This is a genomic window from Micromonospora sp. SL4-19, from assembly GCF_047921475.1.
Taxonomy (GTDB): domain Bacteria; phylum Actinomycetota; class Actinomycetes; order Mycobacteriales; family Micromonosporaceae; genus Micromonospora.
In genome coordinates this window covers 22721-39518 of the sequence record NZ_JBLROB010000044.1, presented here as the reverse complement: position 1 = coordinate 39518, position 16798 = coordinate 22721, and the positions used below count along the sequence as shown (strand labels likewise).

19 protein-coding genes are annotated in these 16798 nt (G+C 73.9%); 10 read left to right on the top strand and 9 right to left on the bottom strand.

The genetic code is table 11. From position 1 onward, the window contains the following. Positions 1-109 precede the first annotated feature (109 nt). Positions 110-1081 carry a pirin family protein gene (locus tag ACNAVT_RS29885; RefSeq protein ID WP_416301124.1) on the top strand — a complete coding sequence of 324 codons (972 nt, stop codon included), beginning with the start codon at positions 110-112 and terminating at the stop codon, positions 1079-1081. 32 nt (positions 1082-1113) lie between these two features. Continuing rightward, positions 1114-1779, top strand: a complete 666-nt coding sequence (locus ACNAVT_RS29880) for a hypothetical protein (protein ID WP_416301123.1) — start codon at positions 1114-1116, stop codon at positions 1777-1779. Positions 1780-1990: 211 nt separating this feature from the next. On the opposite strand, the gene ACNAVT_RS29875 is transcribed toward ACNAVT_RS29880, so the two are convergent. Further along, positions 1991-2650: a DUF1345 domain-containing protein gene (locus tag ACNAVT_RS29875; RefSeq protein WP_416301122.1), complete on the bottom strand. Its 660-nt coding sequence runs from the start codon at positions 2648-2650 to the stop codon at positions 1991-1993. Between the two features lie 10 nt (positions 2651-2660). Further along, positions 2661-2933, bottom strand: coding sequence for a DUF2795 domain-containing protein (locus tag ACNAVT_RS29870; RefSeq protein WP_416301121.1), 273 nt, complete (start codon positions 2931-2933; stop codon positions 2661-2663). 159 nt (positions 2934-3092) lie between these two features. On the opposite strand from ACNAVT_RS29870, the gene ACNAVT_RS29865 reads away from it, so the two are divergent. Beyond that, complete coding sequence (locus ACNAVT_RS29865) at positions 3093-3500, top strand: DUF2267 domain-containing protein (protein WP_416301119.1); 408 nt, start codon at positions 3093-3095, stop codon at positions 3498-3500. A gap of 46 nt (positions 3501-3546) precedes the next feature. Here ACNAVT_RS29865 and ACNAVT_RS29860 read toward each other — a convergent pair whose 3' ends face one another. After that, positions 3547-4695, bottom strand: coding sequence for a CaiB/BaiF CoA transferase family protein (locus ACNAVT_RS29860; RefSeq protein ID WP_416301117.1), 1149 nt, complete (start codon positions 4693-4695; stop codon positions 3547-3549). 258 nt (positions 4696-4953) lie between these two features. Here ACNAVT_RS29860 and ACNAVT_RS29855 point away from each other — a divergent pair, with 258 nt between their 5' ends. The 4 genes from ACNAVT_RS29855 to ACNAVT_RS29840 all read left to right on the top strand — a co-directional run bounded on the left by ACNAVT_RS29855 (position 4954) and on the right by ACNAVT_RS29840 (position 7732). Then, on the top strand, positions 4954-5970 hold the full coding sequence (locus ACNAVT_RS29855; RefSeq protein WP_416301115.1) for a TerC/Alx family metal homeostasis membrane protein: 1017 nt from the start codon (positions 4954-4956) through the stop codon (positions 5968-5970). A gap of 101 nt (positions 5971-6071) precedes the next feature. After that, entirely contained in the window at positions 6072-6662 is a 591-nt protein-coding gene (locus ACNAVT_RS29850) for a sulfite oxidase-like oxidoreductase (RefSeq protein ID WP_416301127.1), read from the top strand. Between the two features lies 1 nt (position 6663). Further along, positions 6664-7422 (top strand): ferredoxin reductase, encoded by a 759-nt coding sequence (locus tag ACNAVT_RS29845; RefSeq protein WP_416301113.1) that lies wholly within the window; start codon positions 6664-6666, stop codon positions 7420-7422. A gap of 16 nt (positions 7423-7438) precedes the next feature. Further along, positions 7439-7732: a DUF6510 family protein gene (locus ACNAVT_RS29840; protein ID WP_416301111.1), complete on the top strand. Its 294-nt coding sequence runs from the start codon at positions 7439-7441 to the stop codon at positions 7730-7732. Positions 7733-7780: 48 nt separating this feature from the next. Here the strand turns inward: ACNAVT_RS29840 and ACNAVT_RS29835 are convergent, their stop codons facing one another. Beyond that, entirely contained in the window at positions 7781-9454 is a 1674-nt protein-coding gene (locus ACNAVT_RS29835; protein WP_416301109.1) for a glycosyltransferase family 2 protein, read from the bottom strand. Next, positions 9451-11028, bottom strand: coding sequence for a glycosyltransferase family 4 protein (locus ACNAVT_RS29830; protein ID WP_416301126.1), 1578 nt, complete (start codon positions 11026-11028; stop codon positions 9451-9453). The genes ACNAVT_RS29835 and ACNAVT_RS29830 overlap by 4 nt, the downstream gene beginning before the upstream one ends. A gap of 230 nt (positions 11029-11258) precedes the next feature. On the opposite strand from ACNAVT_RS29830, the gene ACNAVT_RS29825 reads away from it, so the two are divergent. Then, complete coding sequence (locus ACNAVT_RS29825; RefSeq protein ID WP_416301106.1) at positions 11259-11792, top strand: GNAT family N-acetyltransferase; 534 nt, start codon at positions 11259-11261, stop codon at positions 11790-11792. A 280-nt stretch (positions 11793-12072) separates the two neighbouring features. On the opposite strand, the gene ACNAVT_RS29820 is transcribed toward ACNAVT_RS29825, so the two are convergent. Both ACNAVT_RS29820 and rpsD read right to left on the bottom strand, forming a co-directional pair. Continuing rightward, complete coding sequence (locus ACNAVT_RS29820; RefSeq protein ID WP_416301104.1) at positions 12073-12231, bottom strand: hypothetical protein; 159 nt, start codon at positions 12229-12231, stop codon at positions 12073-12075. Then, entirely contained in the window at positions 12228-12839 is a 612-nt protein-coding gene (gene rpsD, locus ACNAVT_RS29815) for a 30S ribosomal protein S4 (protein ID WP_416301102.1), read from the bottom strand. Before rpsD ends, ACNAVT_RS29820 begins: the two co-directional genes overlap by 4 nt. A gap of 151 nt (positions 12840-12990) precedes the next feature. Here rpsD and ACNAVT_RS29810 point away from each other — a divergent pair, with 151 nt between their 5' ends. After that, positions 12991-14289, top strand: coding sequence for an NAD(P)/FAD-dependent oxidoreductase (locus ACNAVT_RS29810; protein WP_416301101.1), 1299 nt, complete (start codon positions 12991-12993; stop codon positions 14287-14289). A 91-nt stretch (positions 14290-14380) separates the two neighbouring features. Here ACNAVT_RS29810 and ACNAVT_RS29805 read toward each other — a convergent pair whose 3' ends face one another. Both ACNAVT_RS29805 and ACNAVT_RS29800 read right to left on the bottom strand, forming a co-directional pair. Further along, positions 14381-15169, bottom strand: coding sequence for a spermidine synthase (locus ACNAVT_RS29805; protein ID WP_416301099.1), 789 nt, complete (start codon positions 15167-15169; stop codon positions 14381-14383). A gap of 63 nt (positions 15170-15232) precedes the next feature. Continuing rightward, positions 15233-16210: a DUF2267 domain-containing protein gene (locus tag ACNAVT_RS29800; protein ID WP_416301097.1), complete on the bottom strand. Its 978-nt coding sequence runs from the start codon at positions 16208-16210 to the stop codon at positions 15233-15235. A 186-nt stretch (positions 16211-16396) separates the two neighbouring features. Between ACNAVT_RS29800 and ACNAVT_RS29795 the strand changes: the two genes are divergently transcribed. Then, complete coding sequence (locus ACNAVT_RS29795) at positions 16397-16711, top strand: hypothetical protein (RefSeq protein ID WP_416301095.1); 315 nt, start codon at positions 16397-16399, stop codon at positions 16709-16711. Positions 16712-16798 lie beyond the last annotated feature (87 nt).

Sequence of the window (16798 nt, the reverse complement as noted above, 5' to 3'; positions counted from 1 at the left end):
TCTCAAGAGCAACCAACCCCCCAAGCGCAACCACAGATCAACCGCAACCAACCCCACAGCCCCCGGCCACAGCCACCCCCAGCCTTCGAGCGGAGCGTAGAGTCGGGCGGTGGACCGTACCGAATCGTTGCCGGCACAGACCGTCCCACCAGGCGCCGCGCCCGCGGACCCAGGCAGTGTGCTGCTGCCCGGCCACGACGTGCCGCTCGGCCGCTACACCACCGTGCGGCGGCTGCTGCCGCAGCGGCAGCGGCGGATGGTCGGGGCGTGGTGCTTCGTCGACCACTTCGGACCGGACGACGTCGCCGAGCGGCCCGGCATGGAGGTGCCCCCGCACCCGCACACCGGGCTCCAGACCGTCACCTGGCTGCTCGACGGGGAGATCCTGCACCGGGACAGCCTGGGCAACGTGCAATCGATCCGCCCCGGGCAGCTCAACGTGATGACCTCCGGCCACGGCATCGCCCACTCGGAACGGTCGCCGGCGGTGCATCCGCCGGTGATGCACGGCGTTCAGCTCTGGGTGGCGCTGCCGGACCCGGCCCGGGCCGGCGCGGCGGACTTCGCCCACCACGCGGAGCTGCCCCGGTGGCGAGACGGCGGCCTGGACGTGATTCTGCTGGCCGGCGAGCTGGGTGGCGAGCGCTCTCCGGCCGTGGTGCACACCCCGCTGGTGGGCGCGCAGCTCGAGGTGGGCGGGCCCGCGCCGGTGAGCCTGCCGCTGCGTCGCGACTTCGAGTACGGGCTGCTGGCGATGTCCGGTTCCGCCGAGGTGGACGAGGTGCCGTTCGATCCCGGCGCGTTGCTCTACCTCGGGACCGGTCGGGACACCGTGACCCTGCGCGCGGCCCCGGGCAGCCGGCTGTTGCTGCTCGGCGGGGCACCGTTCGAGGAGCCTCTGGTCATGTGGTGGAACTTCGTCGGCCGCTCGCACGAGGAGGTCGCCGCGGCCCGGGAGGACTGGATGGCGGGCCGGCGCTTCGGCATTGTCGCCGACGACCCGGCGCCCCCGCTGCCCGCCCCCGCGCTGCCCACCACCCGGCTGAAGGCACGGGACCGGCACGGCGGCCTGCGCGGCTGAATGTCCGGCGCCGGCCCGGGTAGACGCCGGGCATGCCGACCAGTGCGATTTCCAGCATCGAGGACAAGAAGCGGCTGGTCCGCCGGCTCGCCGGGGACGGTCGCGGGTTCGCCGAACGGTACGGGTTCCGGGTCGTCAACAACCCGTCCCACCTGTTCCAGTTGCTCTACCTGTCCGTTCTGCTCGCTCGGCGGGGAGACTTCCGTAAGGCGGTCGACACCGCGGTGGCGTTGCGGGAGAACGGGTGGGACAGCGCCGCCCGGATGGCCCGGTCGTTGCACGCCGACCGGGTACGCGTGCTGCGCGAGGCGGGCCAGCGGGGCGACGTGGACACACTCGCGGACACCCTCGGCGACCTCGCCCGTACCGTGGTGGAGCGTTACCGGGGCGACCTGCGTCGGTTGCGGACGGAGGCCCATCAGGATCCGGCCCCAGAGCGGCGGATGCTCGCCGCTCTGCCCGGGGTGGACGATGAGGTGGTCGAACTGTTCCTGCGCGAGGCGCAGGCGGTGTGGCGCGAGGTGGCGCCGGTCGCGGACCGGCGGGCGCTCGCTGCGGCCCGGCGCCTCGGTCTCGGGCGGTCCGCCGACGACCTGGCCGGGCTGGCCGGCAGCGGTGAGTCGGAGCGGCTGGCGTGGCTGGTGGGCGCACTGGCCCGAGTGGACCTGGAGCGTAGGTACGCGGAGTTGACCAGCTGACCACCACGGCGTGCGTCGGGCCACAGTTCCGCGATTCTCACCCGTTCGGCTGAACCCGTATCGTATGATGATCGTGGCAGTGATGCCCGCCCGGTTCGGGCGAACATTCACCGCTTGGCGGTCGCGACCCGGTTCGGGCGCGGACTCCAGGGACAGGTGTTGCGTGGCGCCCCAGGTCGCGGTTCGTGGCCCGGGGCGCCCGCCTGTCCGGCTACTGTGCCAGGCCGGCGAGCAGGTTCACCATCGCCGCGATGATGACCGCACCGAACAGGTAGGACAGCAGCGAGTGCCGCAACACCGTACGGCGCAGCTCCTTGGTGCACAGGTCGGTGTCGGAGACCTGGAATGTGGCTCCCACGGTGAACGCCAGGTAGGCGAAGTCCGTGAAGCAGGGCGGCTCGCTCTGGTGGAAGTTGATGCCCCCCGGCTCCCCGCCGTAGTAGAGCCGGGCGTAGCGGGTGGTGAACACGGTGTGCACGACGAACCAGGAGACCACCACGCTGAGTACGCCCAGCCCGCGGTCGGTGTCCAGCACCAGGCCGGGCCGCATCGGGCGAGCGGCGGTCAGCAGCACGCCAACCGCCAGGAGACTGATCAGACAGGCGACCAGCAGCAGCGCGTCCCGCACGGCCCGGTTCGGGTCCTCGCGCAGGGCCAACCGGGCCGTCGCCTCGGCGTCCAGCCGCCCCAGCCGACCCCAGACCAGAACCAGCCACGCCAGCGCGGCGGCGTCCCAGCCCACCAACGGGCCGAGCGCCGGCGACTTGAGCGTTCCGACGAGTCCACCGCAGACGACCCCGACCAGCCCCATCCCGGCGAGTTGGACACCCGCCGGGATGTGCCCGACCGCGTGACGGTCCGCGCTCCGCACCGGGGTGGCGTCAGATGCCGCGCAGGTGTTGCGACACCCGATGGTGGCGCTTGTCCCGGGACTGCGCCGCGCGCTGGGAGCGGCCCACCTCGGGGGCGGCGTCGATGCCGGCCGACCGGGCCACCTCGGTGCCGTTGGCGTAGTCCACCGGGGGCAGCGCCCGCAGCGCCTGCAACACCTCCGGTGGCGCGCCCTCCCGCTCGGCCTCGCGGATGACGTCGTCCTTGGCGGCCGGGTAGTCCAGCGCCGACAGGTATTCAAGGACGTCCGTGTAACTCGCCATGAGTCGGGCTCCTCGCGCCTCGGTTGCGGTCACGACCGGCGGCGGTTACCCGGCGAGCGGCCGGTCACGCACCGCCAGGACCGGAATTTCACGGGCCGTTTCCGTCCCGCGCCGACGGGTAGGCGGCGGGGCGCGAGCAGCCGTGAGGGGGAACGACCGATGAACTACGAGACTTTTGTCGACCAGGTCGCACTACGGGCCCGGACGTCCCCGGAGCGGGCGGTCGAGCTGACCCGAGCCACGCTGGAGACCCTGGCCGAGCGGTTGACCGGGGGTGAGGTGCTGGACCTGGCCGCGCAGTTGCCGAAGCCGCTCCAACGGGTGCTGAAGCCGCACCCCGGCACCGAGGCGGCCGACCGCTTCGGGGCGGCCGAGTTCATCGCCCGGGTGGGGCAACGGGCCGGGGTCGACGGGAACACGGCCCGCGACGCGGTGCGAGCGGTCTTCATCACGCTGCGCGAGGCGGTCACCGGCGGCGAGTTCGCGGACGTGGTCGTGCAGATGCCGCGCGACTACCGGGACATGGTGGAGCCGGCCCTGGCACCCAACGCGGCGCTACGCCGCTGATCCCCGCGCGGCGGCCGGGCCCTGCTGCTCGTCCGGGTCAGCCGGATCAGGCGACCGTCCCGGCCGCGCGCAACCCGGCGATCCGCTCGGCGTCGAAGCCCGCCTCCGCGAGCAGTTCGTCGGTGTGCTCGCCGGGCCGGGGCGGCGGTCGGCGTACGGAGGTGGGGGTCGCGGAGAAGCGCGGCGCCGGGGCCGGTTGGGTGACCCCTTCGTGGTCGACGAAGACGCCCCGGGCGGCCAGGTGCGGGTGCTCGGGCGCCTCCGCCCAGTCCAGCACCGGCGCGACGCAGGCGTCGGTGGTGGCGAGCAGTTCCGCCCACTCGTCCCGGGTCCGGGTGCGGAACAGCCGCGCCCACGCCGCCCGCAGCGCCGGCCAGTTCGCCGGGTCGGTGCGGTCCGGAGCCTCGTCGCCGTCGAGGGGGAAGCCGGTGAGCCGGACCAGTTCGGCGTAGAACCGTGGCTCCAGCGCGCCCACGGCGAGGTAGCGCCCGTCGGCGCACTGGTAGGTGTCGTAGAAGGGCGCACCCCCGTCGAGCAGGTTCACCCCGCGCGGGTCCTGCCACATTCCGGACCGGCGCAGCGCGTGGATCTGGGTGGCCAGCACCGACACTCCGTCCACGATGGCCGCGTCGACGACCTGGCCGGGGGCGCCGGCGCGCACCGCGTACAGGGCGGCGACGACGCCGAGGGCCAGCATCATCCCGCCGCCGCCGAAGTCGCCGAGCAGGTTCATCGGCGGCACCGGGGGCTCGCCGGCCCGGCCGATGCCGTGCAGTGTGCCGGTCAGCGCCAGGTAGTCGATGTCGTGGCCGGCGGTGTGGGCGAGCGGCCCGTCCTGCCCCCAGCCGGTCATCCGCCCGTACACCAGCCCGGGGTTGGCCGTGAGGCAGTCGTCGGGGCCGAGGCCGAGCCGCTCGGTGACCCCGGGCCGGAAGCCCTCGATCAGCGCGTCCGCGCCGGCGACCAGGGCCAGCACCACCTCGCGCCCCTCGGCCGACTTGAGGTCGACGGCGATCGAGCGGCGGTTGCGGTTCAGCAGATCGCCGGGGATGTCGCCGAACCCGGCGGGGGCGGTGCGGTCGACCCGGACCACGTCCGCGCCGAGGTCGGCGAGCATCATCGCGGCGAAGGGACCGGGCCCGATGCCGGCCAGTTCGATCACCCGTACGCCGGCGAGCGGTCCCTGGTTGCTCATCGCGCCACCATAGGACGCCGGGGGAGGCGGCACCACGGTCGACAGTGCATCCAGTGGTTGACCAGGGCAACCAGGCTACCTGCGGCGCCGCTCGGGACTTGGCGAGCGCGTCAGGTTGCCCTAGCCTGGTACGCGCGAGGGGAGTACTTCCCACGAACCATTCCGGTCAGTACGGCGCCGCGGCGCCCCGGGTGGTTGCCCATGACAAGTGGGTGAAGGAGACCTCGAACATGACACGGTGTTCGAGGAGGCTCCATTATGACCGAATTGTCGTACCTGTCCGCCGGTGAGCTGTCATCGGTCGGGACTCCCGCCCTGTGGGCGGCGACCGTCGGCGGGGTGCTCGCCCTGCTGGTGCTGGACTTCCTGGTCACCCGCCGCCCGCACGAGGTGTCGCTCAAGGAGGCGCTCGGCTGGTCGGCCTTCTACGTCGCGCTCCCGCTGGCCTTCGGCGCCTGGGTCTGGTCCCGGTACGGCTCCGAGTTGGGCGTCCAGTACCTCACCGGGTACCTGGTGGAGAAGTCCCTCTCGGTCGACAACCTCTTCGTCTTCATGCTGCTGCTGGCCGCGTTCGCGGTGCCCGCGGTGCTCGCCCAGCGGGTGCTGCTCTACGGCATAGCCGGCGCCCTGGTGCTGCGCGCGGTCTTCATCGCGCTCGGCGCCGCCGCCCTGCAGTCCCTCGACTTCGCCTTCCTGCTCTTCGCGGTCATCCTGATCGCCACCGCGGTCAAGCTGCTCCGCGACGCCCTCTCCGGGCACGAGCAGGAGGTCGACATCAACAAGATGCGGTCGGTCAAGCTGCTCCGCAAGGTCATGCCGGTGGTCGACGAGTACCAGGGCACCAAGATGACCGTCCGGGAGCGGGGACGCCGAGCCCTCACCCCGCTCGCCCTCGTGGTGGTCGCGGTGCTCGCCACCGACGTGGTCTTCGCCGTCGACTCCGTACCCGCCGTCTACGGCATCACCGAGGACCCGTACCTGGTCTTCGCCACCAACGCGTTCGCCCTGCTCGGCCTGCGCGCGCTCTACTTCGTGCTGCACGCCGCGCTGAGCCGCCTCGTGCACCTCAGCTACGGCCTGGCCGTCATCCTCGCCTTCATCGGGGTCAAGCTCGGCCTGCACTGGGCGCACGGCGTCTGGCCGGGCGTACCGCAGATCCCCACCCTCGCCTCGCTCGGCGTGATCATCGGCGTCCTGGTGGTCGTCACCCTCACCAGCCTGCGCGCCACCCGCGACCGTGACCTGGGCGACACGGGGGTCGTCGAGCGGCACTGAGTCCACCGGCGGACCGGCCGCGGTGGTCACCCACCTCGGCCGGTCCGGCCGAACCCCACGCCCGGCCCACCCCCGGGTGGTACGACTGACGGGTGGGAATCGTGTCGCCGGGTTTCCAGGGCCGGCCCCGCTCGGCCGAGCCCGCCCTGCCACCGGGGCAGTACCTCACCGAGGACTTTCCGGTGCTCTCCGCCGGTCCGACGCCGAAGGTGCCGCTGGACACCTGGGAGTTCGTCCTCACCACCGAATCCGGCGCCGAGTACCGCTGGTCCTGGGACGAGCTGATGAGCCTGCCGCAGGAGACGCCCACCGTCGACATCCACTGCGTGACCCGCTGGTCCAAGCTCGGCACCAGCTGGCAGGGCGTGTCGCTGGACACCCTGCTCGACGGCGTCGACACCAGCGCCCGCTACGCGCTGACCCACTCGTACGGCGGCTACACCAGCAACCTGCCCCTGGACGACCTGCGCGGCGGCCGGGCCTGGGTGGCGCACACCTACGACGGCGGTCCGCTCCCCGCCGAGCATGGCGGCCCGGCCCGGCTGCTCGTCCCGCACCTGTACTTCTGGAAGTCGGCGAAGTGGGTGCGCGGCGTCCGGCTGCTCACCGACGACCAGCCCGGCTTCTGGGAGACCGCCGGGTACCACGACTACGGCGACCCGTGGCGCGAGCAGCGCTACCAGGGCGACTGAGGTGTCCGCGCAGACCTCCGGCCGGGTCGCCGCGCCGCTGGCCTGGCGGGTGGCCCGCCTCGCCGAGCGGCGGATCGAGACGCCGACCGCGCAGACCCTGGTGCTGGACGTGCCCGGCTGGCCGGGGCATCTGCCCGGGCAGCATGTCGACGTCCGGCTCACCGCCGCCGACGGTTACCAGGCGGCCCGGTCGTACTCCCTCGCGGCGCCGGTCGACGACGAGCGGATCGCGCTGACCGTCCAGCGGGTGCCCGACGGGGAGGTGTCGCCGTACCTGATCGACGTGTACGCCGAGAGCGACCCGGTGGAGGTACGCGGGCCGGTCGGCGGTTGGTTCGTCTGGCGTGCCGAGGAGAACGCGCCGGTGCTGCTGGTGGCCGGCGGATCCGGCGTGGTGCCGCTGATGGCGATGGTCCGGGCCCGCCGCGCCGCCGGCAGCCGGGCACCGTTCCGGCTGATCTACTCGGTGCGCACCCCCACCGACGTCTTCTACGGCGACGAGCTGCGCCGCCGGGCCCGCGACGACCAGGGCCTCGACGTGGCGTACGTGTACACCCGTCAGGCGCCGGAGGGCTGGCGCGGCGAACCGCACCGGATCGGCCTGGCCGACGTGAACACCCACGGCTGGCCGCCCGACCTGGAACCGCTCTGCTACGTCTGCGGCCCCACCGGCTTCGTGGAGACCGTGGCGGACCTGCTGGTGGGGCTGGGCCACCCGACCCGGCGGGTGAAGACCGAACGCTTCGGCCCGACCGGCTGACCCTCGAGGAGGGCGCATGACTGACATGTCCTATCTGGACGGCAACATGCTCGACGGGCCGCTGCGGGAACTGTTCGCGGTCGACCTCAGCGCGGCCACCGGACGGTGTGCGTCCTGCGGCGCGGTCGGCCCGATGGCCGGGCTGCACGTCTACTCCCACGCCCCCGGCCTGGTGGCCCGCTGTCCGGCCTGCGCCGGGGTGATGCTGCGGCTGGTCCGCGCGCCCGACCGGGCCTGGCTGGACCTGCGCGGGTCCACCTACCTGCAGGTGCCGATGCCGCCCGACCAGCCGCACCCCGGCCCGCTGTAGACCCGTCGGCGTGAGCCTCTTGATCGACCCAGGCCAGGGCGGGGCCGGTCAGGGCGTGGCGGTGAGGTGGCCGACCTGGGCCGGGCCCGGCTCGGCGTGGGTTCCCGGGTGGCCGACCGCGGCCGCCGGGAAGCCGGCCGGGCGGCCTTCCGGCACGGCGGTGCCGGCCGGGCGGACGACCGCCGGTTCGGTCCGTCGCAGGCGCCGGCGCAGGCGGCTGACCAGCTGGCCCACGGTCACCGGCACCACGGAGAGGACGAGCTGGCCGCTGCGCGGGTCCACGGTGGCGGCCACCCCGTACAGGCGGGCGCCGCGCCGGAGCAGGCGGGGTCGGCCGGCGGCGAGCCGAGGCGCGCGGACCGGGGCGTTGCCGTGGCCGTGCGTGCCGGTCACCTCGGCCCGGACCGGGTGGCGCTGGCCGGTGGCCGCGCTGACCGCGAGCAGCCGGTCGATGGGGAAGTCGGTCCGGACGGTCCGACCGGTCGGGTCGGTGGCGTCCAGCAGGGTGGTGCCGATGATCTGGCCGGCCACCAGCCGTACCGGGCCGGCCTCGGCGGCGAACCGGGGGTACGGGCTGCGCGCGGTGACCGCCAGAGTGTGTCCGCCGTCCCAGCGCACCTCGACCGTGTCCAGCTTGGCCAGCCAGTCCGCGCGTACGTCGGTGACGTCGGCCCAGGCCGCCGGCGTGCCCGGGTAGCCGGCGTGCCAGCGATCACCCTCGACCACGGTCGCGGGGACGCCTCGCTCGGCGTCCTGGTCGATGACCGCGAGCACCTCGTCGACGCCCCCGGCGGTCACCGCGCCGAGCCGCAGCCGCGCCTCGATGTCCAGCCGGTCCCGCAGCCCGTCGGTGACGTACCGCTCGACCAGCCGGCGGACCACCGCGTGCACCCGCTCCTGCTCGGCGCGGTCCAGCCGGCGGAAGTCGTCGCCGACCAGGTTGGCCAGCTCCAGCCCGACGTGGCGGCGCAGCACCGCGTCGCGGCGCGCACCGGCCGGGATCAGCTCGGCCACGAAGGCGAAGAGCCGCTCCACACTGACCAGCCGCTTCTCGATCCGGCTGTGGTACGTGATGTTGCGGGCGTTGAGCCGGCGTACCGCGTGGTAGTAGTCGTAGTCGGCGAGCACCGAGATCCGCCGCGCGTGGTAGCAGGCCGCCAGGGTGAACGGCTGGTCGCTGAGCACCGGCATGTCCTCGGGGAAGCGCAGCCGGTGCCGGTCGACAAGCTCCCGGCGGAACAGCTTGGTGTTCGCCAGGGACCAGGGCAGGGCGGAGTCGTACAGGTCCACGTCGACGGCGTTGCCGCCGGCGAAGACGTCGGAGAAGACGTGCCGGCCGTTGACCCCGACCACCTTGCCGAGCACCACGTCCGACCCGTACCGGTCGGCGGCGGCGACCAGCCGCTCGAGGGCTTCGGGGCCCAGGTGGTCGTCGGAGCCGAGGAAGAAGACGTACCGGCCGCTGGCCTGCTCCAGGCCTCGGTTGCAGGGGGCCGCCGGGCCACCGGAATTGGCCTGGTGGATGACCTTCACCGTGCCGGGGTGCCGGGCGGCGAGCCGGTCCAGCAGCCGCCCGCTGCCGTCGGTGGAGCCGTCGTCGACCGCCACGACCTCCATCCGGTCGTGGCCGATGGTCTGGCGTAGCAGCGAGTCGAGGCAGGCCCGTAGGTAGGGCAGGGTGTTGTAGACGGGGATGACGACGCTGACGTCGGGGGCGGTCATCGGAGCGCTCCTCGGGGGGCCTGCGGGTCGGGCGTGGCCGGGCCGGGTTCGGGCGCGGCCACGTCGGGTTCGGGGGCCGCCGCGGCGGGCAGCAGCCGGCGGTAGACCGCCTCCAGCACGTCGGCCTGGGCCTGCCAGGTCCAGCCGGCGAGCAGGCCCGGCCGGTCGTACGCGGCCCGGTGCCGGGCGGCGTCGGCCAGCACGGCGGTCACCGCGCGGACGAAGTCGTCGACGTCGCCGGCCCGGAACACCTCGCCCTGACCGGTGTCCCGGACGGTGGCGGCCATGGTCCGCACGTCGCTGACCACCATCGGCAGCCGGGCGTGCGCGTACTCGAAGAACTTGGTGATCAGCGCGATCTCGTGGTTGGGCCAGCGGTGGATCGGGATCACCCCGACGTCCGCGCCGGACAGGAACGGCACCACCTGCCAGTGCGGCACGTACGGCAGGACGTGCAGCCGGGCGGCGACGCCGAGGCGGGCCGCCCGGTCGGCGAGCCGTTCGACGTAGCGCAGCGCCGGGTTGACCACCAGTGCCACGTGCACCCCGGGCAGCCGGGGCAGCGCCTCGACCAGGGTGTCGAGCCCGCGCTGCGGCGCTGCGGCGCCGCTGTAGACCAGCAGCGGCACGTCCGGGTCGAGGCCGCACTCGGCGCGCAGGTCCGGGGGCGTTTCGTCGGACGGGCGGTGGTCGACCGCGGGGGCGTTGAGCAGCACGGCGGGGGTCTCGGCGAGCCGGTGCTCGCGGCGCAGCAGCGCGGCCAGGTCCGCCGAGACGGTGAGCACGGCGTCGGCGTACGGGGCGTACTCCCGCTCGTGCGCCCGGTGCGCGGGCAGCCAGCGGGCGTGGTCGCGCCACGGCTTGATGCCGGGCAGGAACTCGTGGGCGTCCCAGACCAGGGCGATCCGCCGGCCCTCGCCAGCGGCGCGGATCTTGGCGCGGGCGCCGACCCCGAGCATCCGGAAGTCGTGGGCGTGGATCAGGTCGGGCTGGAGCCGGTCAACCTCGGGCCCGTAGGCCAGCTCGTAGTCCCACAGCCCCGGCTCCAGCCGCCGCCACGCGCGGTCACCCCGGACGAGCTGCCAGAACAGCGTGTACGCCCGGTCCCACGGGCTGCGGAACTTCCGGCCGTACCGGACCCGGTTCATCATCTTGGTCCGCAGCCACACCCAGCGGCCGAGGACGCGGGCGGCGGTGGTCTCCAGCCGCAGCATCCCCCGGGCTCGCCGCAACCGGGCGCCGGCCAGCTCGCCCGCCGCGGCGCGCTGCCGGATCAGGGCGGAGCGTACCGTCAGGTCGGCCTGCCAGGCGCGCACCGCCTGCGCCCGGTGCTCGGCGATGCCGCCCGGCCGGTACGCCAACGGCCAGCGCAGGGAGCGGCGGAACTCGTGGCGGCGGCGGTCCAGCGGGTCCGGCATCGGCAGCAGCCGGACCTCGGCGGTGCCGAGCTGCCAGCTCCGTTCCGTCCCGTCGGGGGAGCGGCCGAGCAGGGTGACGTCCCAGCCGGCCTCGGCGGCGGACCGGGCGATCTTCTGCACCCGGGAGTCGCCCTCGACCTTGTTGTCGACGAGCATGACGATCCGGCCGCGGCGCGGCGGAGTCGTCGTCGTGTCGTCGAGTCCCACTGCTGGCCCTCCGCTGGTCGGCCGGTGTCTCCGGCGCGATTCCACGCTGGTGGAGCCAGTCGTCGCCCCGGCGACACCGATGTGACGAAAAGGCGACCGTCAGGCGGCGGTATGGGTTGTGACTCGGTGCGCGACCCCGGCTGGACAGGGGCGGCGCCGGTGGCCGAGAGTGGGGCCCCGTGAGATACCTGCTGACCGACGGCCGGGTGGGCATCCGGCGACCCCGACCCGGCGACGAGGCCGAGTTCGTCGCCGCCGCCCGGCGCAGCCGGGAGCTGCATCACCCGTGGCTGTCGGCCCCGGACGACCCCGAGCGGTTCGCGGCGTACCTGCGCAAGATCCGGGGGCGGGACAGCTCCGGTTACCTGTTCTGTGACGTGGCCACCGGCGAGATCGCCGGGTACGCCACCATCAGCGGCATCGTCATGGGCGCGCTGCGCGGCGGCTACCTGGGCTACGCCGCCTTCCTGCCGTACGCCGGCACCGGGCACGCCTCGGCCGGGATCCGGCAGGTCATCGCGCACGCATTCACCGCGCTCGGGCTGCACCGGCTGGAGGCGAACATCCAGCCCGGCAACGAGCCGTCGAAGCGCCTGGCCGACCGCCTCGGCTTCCGGCTGGAGGGCTTCTCCCCGGATTACCTGTTCATCGACGGGGCCTGGCGCGACCACGAGCGGTGGGCGATCACCGCGCCCGACCCCGGGCGGGCCTGACGCACGGTTGCGGTTGGGGCGGCCTGGCCGCCGGGAGGCGCGGCGCTCGCGGCGGCACCGGCCGGAGCGTTGCTCTCGCCGCCTACAAACTTGATGACGTGAGTGAATCGCCGGCTGCGGTCCGGACGGTGCGAGCGAGGTGAGTCGTTTGCATCATCAAGTTCACAGCGGCCGGGAGGCCACCCGCGGGCCGGGCTGATCCCCGGTCCAACAACCCACGTGAGCCCGCCAGCCCTGGGTGGCGGCCGCAGGTCCGGCGACCGCCACCCGTACTCCCGGCTCAGCGTCCGGGCCCGCGCGCCTGCGGGCGCTGCCCGGTCAGCCGCTGCAACTTCGCCTGCTTGTGATCCACGCGCCGGCGCTGCCGGGCCGTGAGCCGTGGGCTGCCACTCTGCTGGTGGTAGTTGGACACGCGCCGGTCGGTCGGCAAGATACTCACAGCGGCTTCCCTTCTATCGTCTGCACGGCGATCGGGACGTCCCGCAGCGCCGGCACCTCCTGGCGCTGCGGCTCCCGGGTCAGCGTCGCGGTGCCGCGGTCCGCCCGGACGTCCAGGTACGACGGGCTGGCGCCCTCGGCCTGACCGGCCACCGCGGCCGCCACCGGCGCGCGGCACTGCCGCTCCGGCCGGATCTGGATGGTCTGCCCGGGGCGGAGCAGGTACGAGGCCCGGTTGACCTTGCCGCCGTCGACCGTGAACGTGTTGTGGGCGACCAGGTGGCGGGCCTCGCTGATGGAGCGGGCGAACCCGGCGCGATGCACCAGCGTGTCCATCCGCTGCTCCAGTCGGCCGGCCAGGTTCTCCGCCGAGTCACCGGGTTGGCTGACGGCCGTCACCAGGGCCCGGGCCAGTTGCCGGTCCCGCAGCTCGTAGCGGGCGCGTACCTGGTGCCGCGCGGCGTCGTCCAACCAGGGTCCCCCCGGGTGGCGCCGTGGCCCCCCACGTACGCCCACCGGGTCCCGTTGCCGGCGCATCCGGTAGCCGTACGCGGGGTGAATCGGGAACACGTCCTCGGGCGAGGGACGTGTCGTGGTGCGGACCGCCATGTCGTTCTCCTCCCTCGGCTCTCGCGGTCCGACCAGTCTCCGCGGCCGATGGGTGAGGTGACCCCACCCGTTCCGGATGACCCCGGCTCAGCTGCGTGAACCGCGAGCTTTGGCACGTTTGTCGACCGCCCGGACGGGAACGGGAGCAGGCATGACGAAACCTCGTGTGGTGATCGTGGGTGCCGGGTTCGCCGGATACCACGCGGCGAAGACGTTGAGTCGGCTGGCCAGCCAGCGGGCCGAAATCGTCCTGCTGAACACGACCGACTACTTCCTCTACCTGCCGTTGCTGCCCGAGGTCGCCGCCGGGGTGGTCGAGCCGACCCGGATCTCCGTGCCGCTCGCCGGCACCCTCGACGGCGTCCGGGTGGTGATCGGCGAGGCGAACCGGGTGGACCTCCAGAACCGCTGGGTGGGGTACCGCTCCCCGGAGGGCGACCACGGCCAGCTGGCGTACGACCGGCTGGTGCTCTCCGTCGGCAGCGTCAACAAGCTGCTGCCCATCCCCGGGGTGACCGAGTACGCGCACGGCTTCCGCGGCCTGCCCGAGGCCCTCTACCTGCACGACCACGTGGTCCGCCAGATCGAACTGGCCGAGCTGACCGACGACCCCGCCGAGCAGCGGGCCCGGACCACCTTCGTCGTGGTGGGTGCCGGTTACACCGGCACCGAGGTCGCCGCCCACGGGCAGCTCTTCACCGATCGTCTCATCGCCCAGCGCCCCCACCTGAAGGTCCGCCCGCGGTGGATGCTGCTCGACGTGGCCCCCCGGGTGCTGCCCGAGCTGGACAAACGGATGTCGGTCACCGCCGACCGGGTGCTGCGCCGGCGCGGGGTGGACGTGCGGATGGGTACCTCGGTCTCCGAGGCCACCCCGGACGGCGTCATGCTCACCGACGGCGAGTACGTCCCGACGTGCAGCCTGGTCTGGTGCGTCGGGGTGCGCCCCGACCCGTTCGTCGCCGAGTTGGGACTGCGCACCGAGAAGGGACGCCTGGTGGTCGACGAGTACCTCAACGTCCCCGGCTATCCCGAGGTGTTCGCCTGCGGCGACGCGGCGGCGGTACCCGACCTGAGCCGGCCCGGGCAGATCTGCGCGATGACCGCGCAGCACGCGCAGCGCCAGGGCAAGCTCGCGGCGCACAACATCGCCGCCACGTACGGGCAGGGCAAGCGGAAGCCGTACAAGCACTTCGACCTGGGCTGGGTGGTCGACCTGGGCGGCCGGCAGGCCGCGGCCAACCCGCTGAAGGTGTCGCTGTCCGGCCTGCCGGCGAAGGCCGTCACCCGGGGCTACCACCTCCTGGCGATGCCGGGGAACCGGGCCCGGGTGGGTGCCGACTGGATGCTCGACGCGGCCCTGCCCCGCCCGGCCGTGCAACTCGGCCTGGTGCCGGCGCACGCGGTGCCACTGGAGAGCGAGTCGCCCGAGGTGGTACGCCGCTCCTGACCGTGCTCGGTGTCCGGATCACTCTTCGGAGCCTCCAGCACCATCAGGTACGAGAGAATCACCACGGCGACGCGGAGAAACCCGCTTGTGGTCAGGTGCCGGCGAGGCCGGCATCGGTGGCGGGGCGGGTGCCGGCGACGAAGGCGTCCAGGGTCGCCCCGTGCAGCACGCCGCCGGGCACCGGGTCCCCCGCGGCGCGGACCACGAGTCGGCGTACCGGCAGCCGGTCGGGGTGGTGGGCGGCGGCGAGCACCAGGTTGCCGTACCGCCGGCCGCGCAACATCCGGCGGTCGGCGACCAGGCAGACGTCGGCGAAGACGGCGCGCAGCGTGGCCGCCTGGGCGCGGGCGAACACCAGCGGCGGCAGGTCGGTGACGTTGACCAGGTAGACGCCGTCCGGACGCAGCACCCGAGCCACCTCGGCGACGAACTCGACGCTGGCCACGTGCCGCGGCATCCGGGCCGCCCGGTAGACGTCGGCGATCACCAGGTCGTACGCGCCGGCCGGCGCGGCGGTCACCGCGTCCCGGGCGTCGCCGATCTCCACCGCGACGTCGGCCGGCACCGGAGGCAGGTCACGGCGGACCAGCTCGACCACCGCCGGGTCCCGCTCGATCACCCGCTGCGGGGAGCCGGGACGGGTGGCGGCCAGCCAGCGCGGCAGGGTGAGCGCGCCGCCGCCCAAGTGCAGGACGGTCAACGGCCGGTCCGGCGGGGCAGCCAGGTCGACCACCGCGGCCATCCGCCGGACGTACTCGAAGTGCAGGTGGCGCGGGTCGGCGACGTCGACGTAGGACTGTTCGACCCCGGCGGCGAGCAGCGTACGCCCCGTCGACCGGGTCCGGTCGACGACGATCTCCAGACCCTCCGCGCTGCCCACGGCGGGCAACGGTACCCGTACCGCGGCGGGCCGGCGGGCGGGTGCCCGCCGGCCCGGTGCGGCTCAGCCGGCGTTCATGCCGGCACCGGCCTCGTCGATGGCGTTGTCGACCCGCCCGGCCAGGTCCACGTCCTGCGCCGTCACCCCGTCGACCTGCCGGGTCCGCACGGTGATCAGGGCGCTGTCGGGTTCGGGCCGGCCGATCTGCGGGCCGCGCCCGGTCTCGACCCGGAGCTGGTCGAGTTGGTCGAGCACCCGGTCCAGGTTCCCGGCCGGCAGCTCGATGGTGCGGACCAGCGACTGCCGGTCGCTGGACCAGTACGGCAGCCCAGCGAGCGCGTCGCGTAGCTCCTGCTCGTTCAGCGGTGCGGCGGCGGACGTCGGGCCCACCAGGCCCCCGCCGGCCTCCGGCGGCGCGAGCAGGTCCCGCAACCCGTCCGGTACGCGCAGCGACTCGACCAGATCACCGTCGGCGTCGGCCAACGCGGCCATGGTCGCCTCGGCCTGGTAGCGCGCCTGCTCCGGCGTGAGGCGGCTGCGGCGGCCCACCTCGGCCAGGAAGCCGGGCAGGTCCCGGTGCCGGCCGATGCCGTCCACCGGCACCACGTCGTGCAGCTTCATCGGCACCGCCTCGAGCAGCCGTTCGCGCTCGGCCTCGTCGAGCGCCCGGGCCAGCGCCAGCACAGTCGCCTCCGCCGCCACCTTGGCCGTGGAGAAGTCGACCCCGGCACGCCGGCTGACGCCGTCGACGAGATCCCGGTAGCCCACCGTGGTGACCCCCGCGGCGTTCGGGGTCCGCTCCGGAAGGGGCCGCGGGCGCTCCGGCACGCCGGCCGGCGGCGGTGCGGGACCGCCCCGGTTGGTGTTCGGCTTGTGCCGCCCAGCCGGCGGCGGGCCGGACCGGTCGCGCTGGTCCAGCGAGGTGACCTGCTTGGACGCGCTCAAGCTGGCGCCGGTCTGGCTCGGCCGCCGACCGCGCTCCCGGGCTTCTCGGGCCAGGGCCCGGCGGCGCTTGTTGTCGCCCTCCATCTGCTTGCGCATCGTCGCACCTCGTTCCTGGTCGGTTCCGCCTTGCGCCGGTCGCGTTCCCGGCGCTGCAGGGAAGGAAACGGGGCCGGCGGAGGGCGGCGAGCTTCATTCGCCGGGGGTGAGGGGCGCTCACCCAGGGGTGCTCCACCATCGAGGTGGACCGGAAGACTTCCGACGCACGCGGAAGGGAAGGTCGCCATGAAGAGGATCATCGAGATCGTCCCCGCCCGCCCCGGCTGGTACGCGCGGTGGCAGGTCACGCCGCAGGCCACCCGCTGCTACCCGGTGACGCTGTGGGCGCTGCTCGAGGAGGCGGACGGCACCGGCCGCGAGGTGGTCGGTGTCGACTGTGTGGGGCAGTGGCCCGGAGCGGACGACAACGAGGCGGGTGTGTCCTTCGTCCGCTATCTCTTCCATACGCCCGATTCCGGTGCCCCGGAGGACGCCGAGTCGCCCATGGTCGGGGAGCTCCGCGAGCCAGGCCCACGCCTGCAACCGGTCCCCGCCGCCTGAGCCACCCCTCCCGGCCCCCGACCCCTGGTCCCAGGGTCGGGGGCCACCCCGTGACCCGTGGGGTTTCCGGCGACGGCCGGGACAGTG